This is a genomic window from Sphingomonas paucimobilis NBRC 13935, assembly GCF_000739895.2.
GTDB classification, from domain to species: domain Bacteria; phylum Pseudomonadota; class Alphaproteobacteria; order Sphingomonadales; family Sphingomonadaceae; genus Sphingomonas; species Sphingomonas paucimobilis.
On record NZ_BBJS01000019.1, the window covers coordinates 1 to 5,311 of the forward strand.

Genomic DNA, 5,311 nt, shown 5'->3' on the forward strand with positions numbered 1-5,311 from the left:
CCGACCAGTCTTGCGGCGTTGCCTTCGCCCCCCATATCCGGGGTCGGAAGGCCACGTCTTTCCTTTTGGCGCCTTTGCGGCTATGGCGGCGCCTCTTCGACATACCCTATAACACGACGAACCGAGGTATTTTTTGGCCAAGGAAGAACTGCTCGAGATGCGCGGCCGCGTGGTGGAACTCCTCCCCAACGCGATGTTCCGCGTCCAGCTCGAGAATGATCACGAGATCCTGGGGCACACGGCGGGCAAGATGCGCAAGAACCGCATCCGCGTGCTGGTCGGCGACGAAGTGCTCGTCGAGCTGACGCCGTATGACCTGACCAAGGGCCGGATCACCTACCGCTTCAAGTGAGCGACCGGCCCCACATGCCGCTCGTCCTTGCATCCTCCTCCCCGCGCCGCCGCGATCTGCTGGCGCGGCTGGGAGTCGTGCCCGACCGCACCGCCTCGCCCGATATCGACGAAGCGCCGCGCCCCGCCGAACTGCCGCGAGTCTATGCGCTGCGGCTGGCGGTGGAGAAGGCCCAAGCGGTCACCCGTGCCGAAGGAGAGATCGTCGTCGCGGGTGACACCACCATCGCGCTGGGCCGCCGCATCCTGCCCCCTGCCGAAACCGAGGACGTGCAGCGCAAGCTGCTGCGCCTGTTGTCCGGGCGGCGGCATCATGCGCTGTCGGCGGTGTGCGTTATCGACGCAGTCGGCAAGGCGCGCACCCGGCTGGCCGACACCATCGTCGCGTTTAAGCCGCTCTCCGAAGAGGAGATCGACGCCTATATCGCGTGCGGCGAGGGGTTGGGCAAAGCCGGGGGCTACGCCATCCAGGGTCGCGCCGAGGCGTTCGTCCGCTTCCTGCAGGGCAGCCATTCGGGTGTGATCGGCCTGCCGCTGTTCGAGACGCGCGCCCTGTTGAAAGCCGCCGGACTGCCGCTTGTCTGAATGGCTCTATGAGGCCGGGATCGGCGAGGCGCGCGCCGCGCGGGTCGAGGATGGTCGCATCGTCGAAGCGGCGATCGAACTGACCGACACGCTGACAGTCGGCACGGTCGCCACAGGACGGCTGGTCGAGCTGCTCCCCGGGCGACAGGGGCGGGTGACGCTGACGCAAGGGGGCGACGTGCTGCTCGCCCCGGTCCCCAAGGGGATGACGCAAGGGTCGGCGCTCACCGTCATCGTGACCCGCGAAGCGATTCCCGAACGGGGTCGCGCAAAGCTCCCAAAAGCCCAGATCGCGCCCGAAGATGCGACACCCGCCCCCGGCCCCGATCTCTTCGCCCGCATCACTGCCACCGGCCTGCCCGTGCGCGAACTGCTCTCCCATCAACCGGACGATCTGGAAGCAGCCGGCTGGTCCGAACTGCTCGACGAAGCGGTGACGGGGGAGATCGGCTTCGGCCCCGGCGTACTGCGCATGACGCCCACGCCCGCGATGACCCTGTTCGACGTGGACGGATCGCCGCCGCACGAACCGCTGTCGATCGCCGCCGCGCGCGCGGTAGCCCAGGCGATCCTGCGCCATGGCATCGGCGGATCGATCGGCATCGACTTCCCGACGCTGGAAGGCAAAGCCCCGCGCCAGGCGGTGGCGGAGGCACTGGACGCGACCCTTCCCCTCCCCTTCGAGCGGACGGCGGTCAATGGCTTCGGCTTCCTTCAGATCGTGCGCCCGCGCCCGCGCGCCTCGATCCCCGAGCGGCTCGGCATCGATCCCATCGGTGCCCGCGCCCGTGCGCTGCTGCGGCAATGGGAGCGCGAACCACCGGGCCCCGCGCCCGTGCATCGGTTGCCCGGCCCCCTATATGATCGATTGATGGCGACCCCCGAATGGCGCGACGCGATCGCGCGCCGCACCGGTCGCCCGCTGCAACTGGAACGAGCATCATGACCACCTGCCCCATCTGCGACAAACCCAGCGCGCCCGAGCATGCCCCCTTCTGCTCGCGCGGGTGCAAGGATCGCGACCTGCTGCAATGGCTGGGCGAGGGTTATCGCATTCCCGTCAAAGAAAGTGACGAAGAAGGGCTGGACAGCGGCGAAAACCACCCCTAAAGGCACGCCTCCAATCGCAATCGCGGTGTGGGCCCAAGTAGCTCAGTTGGTAGAGCATGCGACTGAAAATCGCAGTGTCGGTGGTTCGATCCCGCCCTTGGGCACCATTTTTCTGACATCGGTGGTGTAGTGGTTCGCTGATTTGGCGGAGCGCTTTCCCGTGGCCTTCGACTTCGCTCAGGCTGAACGGCTGTTGGGATATCGGGCCTGGGCCCCTCACTCCGTTCAGCCTGAGCGAAGTCGAAGGCCACGCCCAGCCCCCTCACGGATAGCTGACGGTCTTCGGAATCTCCGGAATCTCGATCCGCTCCAGATCATCCCCTGGCACGGTCGGAAACTCGCGCGCTTTCCACGCCCGCTTGGCCTCCTCGATCCGTTCGCGACGGGAAGAGACGAAATTCCACCACACATGCCGCGGCGTGGTGAACGCGTCGCCCCCGCACAGCATCACCCGGCCACCGCGCTCCGACCGCAAGGTCGTCGCGATCCCCGGCTTCAGGATATAGAGCCGCTGCGGCTCCAGTGGCATGCCCTCCAGGCTGGCCTCGCCCAGCGCGCAATAGACGGCGCGTTCCTCGGCGCTCGCATCCACGGGCACGCTCCCGCCCGGCTCCAGCGCGATGTCGGCATAGATGGTGCCGGCATAGGTCGTCGTCGGCGCACTCTGTCCCCACAACTCCCCCATGATGACTCGCGCGGTCGCGCCCTGCCCCTCGATCACTGGCAGCGCCTCGGCGGGGACATGCTCGAACGCCGGGTCGATTTCCTCCTGCGCTTCGGGAAGCGCCAGCCAGGTCTGGATGCCCGACAGCACGGGCCCTTGCGGTCGGGCCTCGCTGGGTGAGCGTTCGGAATGGACGATCCCATGGCCGGCGGTCATCAAATTCACCGCGCCCGGCTCGATCACCAGATCGCTGCCCAGCGAATCGCGGTGCCCGATCGCACCATCGAACAAATAGGTGACGGTCGACAGGTTGATATGCGGATGCGGGCGCACATCGATCCCGGATCCGGGCAGGAGCTGCGCCGGACCCATCTGGTCGAAGAATATGAAGGGGCCGACCATCGTCCGCTCCTTGTTGGGCAGCGTCCGATGCACCTTGAACCCGCCCAGATCATGACTGGAAGGTTGTAGGGTCCGCAGCAGGAAATCGTCAAACATGGGTCGGCTCCGTGGCGTCGAGCAACGCGATCAGGTCGGTCGGGAAATAGGGCTCGCTATGGGCAAGGAGTTCTTCGCGGCTGAACCAGCGCCAGCTCTGCATCACGCGCTGCTCAAGGACGGTATGGCCCGCGCCGTTCACCTCATGCGCATCGACATCGACACGGAAATAGCGCTCATCCGCATCGACCTCGACGCCCTCGATGGTGCGGAACTCGACCTGCCGCCGGGCGACCTGCTGCCCGCAATCGCGGTCGAGTCCGGTTTCCTCCCGCAATTCGCGGCGCGCGGCCTCCTCATAGCTCTCGCCCGGATCGACCGCGCCGCCGGGCGTGCACCAGAAGGGCGGGCGATCATCGGGGGTGAAGCGGAACATCAGCGTCCGCCCACTCGCATCGACCAGCAGGATGCGTGCGGCGGGACGGGGCAGGCGAATCATGCGGCATCAAGCTCCGGATAATGGCGGAAAATTCCGTCTTCATTGAAGGGCTGTCGCCGGTCGCTGTCCAGATAGGCCGCGATGCCGGGCAGACTCGTAACGCGGTCATGCAGAGCGATCAGCGCGGGATAATCGCCCTCGATCGCTGCCATCCGCTTCGGGAACATGTAGCGTAGCCCCGCGACCATCTGGAATAGCGAGGTGTCGACCGGCGACCAGCGCCCGCCCGCCATCCAGTCGCGATTCGCCAGCGCCTCCTCGAAATAGCCGAGGAATTTGGGGATGCGATCTTCACGGAACTGCGCGGCGGCGCGGGCCGCCTCCGGCTTCTGTTCGTGATAATAGGCCATCATCGCGACCGGATGGTGCACGTTATGAACCTCCGCCACCATGTCGCTGATCGTCAGTTGCAGCTGGTGAAGCCACACCCGATCCGCGTGCGGCGCGAGATCATGCCGCTCGGTCAACCAGTGGAGGATGTTGGCGACCTGCGCGATCGCCTGTCCCTCGACGCGCAAGTAAGGCGGCGCGAAAGGGCGGCGATCACCCTTTTCCATATTGGCGAGCAGCGCCTCGGCGCCCCCTTCCACGCCACGGTCGCGATAGGGCAGACCCGCGGCCTCCAGCGTCAGCCGGACGAACTCGCCGCGTCCCGGCAGGCCGGGCCAGTACCACAGGTCATAGGGCATATGCTTATTCTCCGGGGGCTTTCGCGCTGATCGCCAGCGCATGGATGCGCTCCGACAACAGATCGGCGAGCGCGCGGTTCACCAGGCGCTGACGCGCGACGCGCGACTGGCCGGCAAAAGCGGGCGATTCGACGATCACGCGAAAATGGCTCTCGCCCGTGCCGTCATCGCCCAGATGGCCGCGATGCATCGCACTTTCGTTGACGACTTCCAGATGGGTGGGGGCCAACGCCTCGGTCAAACGGGCGGTGATCTGATCGGCGATAGTAAGGCCGGGGGGAGCGGTGGTGATATCGGTCATGGCCCCTATATAGACGGTTTTTCGGGACAAGCGGATAGCAGTGGCGCGTCGGTCGAGCAGCGATACCCCCAAGGACAAACCCGGTTCACGGTTTCACGGCCGGGTCGAAAATACCGGCCGCGCGTGCGATCACGCCGGTTGCGACGAAGCGGGCGAGTTCCGCGCGCCGCCGGCGGAAGGCACACGCAGCGGCGACGGGCCGGGACAGTTCCGCTGGTTTTGCCTGGAGCATGTCCGCGCGTTCAACAGCCGCTATAATTTCTTCGAAGGCATGAGCGCGGACGAGATCCACCGCGCGCAACGCCCCTATGCGGGCTGGGAGCGCGAAACCCGCGCCTTCGCGCAAGGGGGCACCGATCCGGGGCCGCGTTGGGCCGATTTCTCCGATCCGCTCGATGCCATCGCCGCGCGCTATCGCCGCGAGGCCGCGCCCGAGCGCAACGACGGCAAGCCGCTATCGGGGCAGGATCGCGAAAGCCTGAAGATACTGGGGCTGGAGGCAGATGCCGACCGCAGTGCGCTGCGGCGGCGCTATAGCGAGTTGGTCCGACGCTATCATCCCGACCGCAATGGCGGGGACCGCAGCCATGAAGGGCGGCTGCAAAAGGTGATCGCGGCCTATCAGCAACTCCGCCAAGCCCCGGCCTTCGCGTGATTCCCTGTTCCTCCCCTGT

9 protein-coding genes and 1 tRNA gene are annotated in these 5,311 nt (G+C 66.5%); 6 read left to right on the forward strand and 4 right to left on the reverse strand.

Features of this window, described 5'->3' with window-relative positions:
• Window positions 1-133 precede the first annotated feature (133 nt).
• The 5 genes from infA to SP6_RS07975 all read left to right on the forward strand — a co-directional run bounded on the left by infA (window position 134) and on the right by SP6_RS07975 (window position 2,153).
• Window positions 134-352, forward strand: a complete 219-nt coding sequence (gene infA / locus SP6_RS07960) for a translation initiation factor IF-1 (RefSeq protein ID WP_007403889.1) — start codon at window positions 134-136, stop codon at window positions 350-352.
• Window positions 353-366: 14 nt separating this feature from the next.
• Window positions 367-936 carry a Maf family protein gene (locus SP6_RS07965; protein ID WP_007403761.1) on the forward strand — a complete coding sequence of 190 codons (570 nt, stop codon included), beginning with the start codon at window positions 367-369 and terminating at the stop codon, window positions 934-936.
• Window positions 929-1,882 (forward strand): hypothetical protein, encoded by a 954-nt coding sequence (locus SP6_RS07970; RefSeq protein ID WP_007403780.1) that lies wholly within the window; start codon window positions 929-931, stop codon window positions 1,880-1,882. Before SP6_RS07965 ends, SP6_RS07970 begins: the two co-directional genes overlap by 8 nt.
• Window positions 1,879-2,046, forward strand: a complete 168-nt coding sequence (locus SP6_RS20340) for a DNA gyrase inhibitor YacG (protein WP_007403818.1) — start codon at window positions 1,879-1,881, stop codon at window positions 2,044-2,046. The genes SP6_RS07970 and SP6_RS20340 overlap by 4 nt, the downstream gene beginning before the upstream one ends.
• Before the next feature lie 31 nt (window positions 2,047-2,077).
• A tRNA-Phe gene (locus SP6_RS07975) sits at window positions 2,078-2,153 on the forward strand.
• Window positions 2,154-2,308: 155 nt separating this feature from the next.
• On the opposite strand, the gene SP6_RS07980 is transcribed toward SP6_RS07975, so the two are convergent.
• The 4 genes from SP6_RS07980 to SP6_RS07995 are packed head-to-tail and all read right to left on the reverse strand — an operon-like array spanning window position 2,309 to window position 4,637.
• A complete protein-coding gene (locus tag SP6_RS07980; RefSeq protein ID WP_007403817.1) occupies window positions 2,309-3,208 on the reverse strand; it encodes a pirin family protein in 900 nt (299 codons plus the stop codon).
• Window positions 3,201-3,647, reverse strand: coding sequence for an NUDIX hydrolase (locus SP6_RS07985; RefSeq protein WP_007403821.1), 447 nt, complete (start codon window positions 3,645-3,647; stop codon window positions 3,201-3,203). Before SP6_RS07985 ends, SP6_RS07980 begins: the two co-directional genes overlap by 8 nt.
• Window positions 3,644-4,336 (reverse strand): glutathione S-transferase, encoded by a 693-nt coding sequence (locus SP6_RS07990; RefSeq protein WP_007403920.1) that lies wholly within the window; start codon window positions 4,334-4,336, stop codon window positions 3,644-3,646. The genes SP6_RS07985 and SP6_RS07990 overlap by 4 nt, the downstream gene beginning before the upstream one ends.
• A gap of 4 nt (window positions 4,337-4,340) precedes the next feature.
• Window positions 4,341-4,637 carry a BolA family protein gene (locus SP6_RS07995; RefSeq protein WP_037567803.1) on the reverse strand — a complete coding sequence of 99 codons (297 nt, stop codon included), beginning with the start codon at window positions 4,635-4,637 and terminating at the stop codon, window positions 4,341-4,343.
• 40 nt (window positions 4,638-4,677) lie between these two features.
• On the opposite strand from SP6_RS07995, the gene SP6_RS08000 reads away from it, so the two are divergent.
• Window positions 4,678-5,292 carry a J domain-containing protein gene (locus tag SP6_RS08000; protein ID WP_007403794.1) on the forward strand — a complete coding sequence of 205 codons (615 nt, stop codon included), beginning with the start codon at window positions 4,678-4,680 and terminating at the stop codon, window positions 5,290-5,292.
• Window positions 5,293-5,311 lie beyond the last annotated feature (19 nt).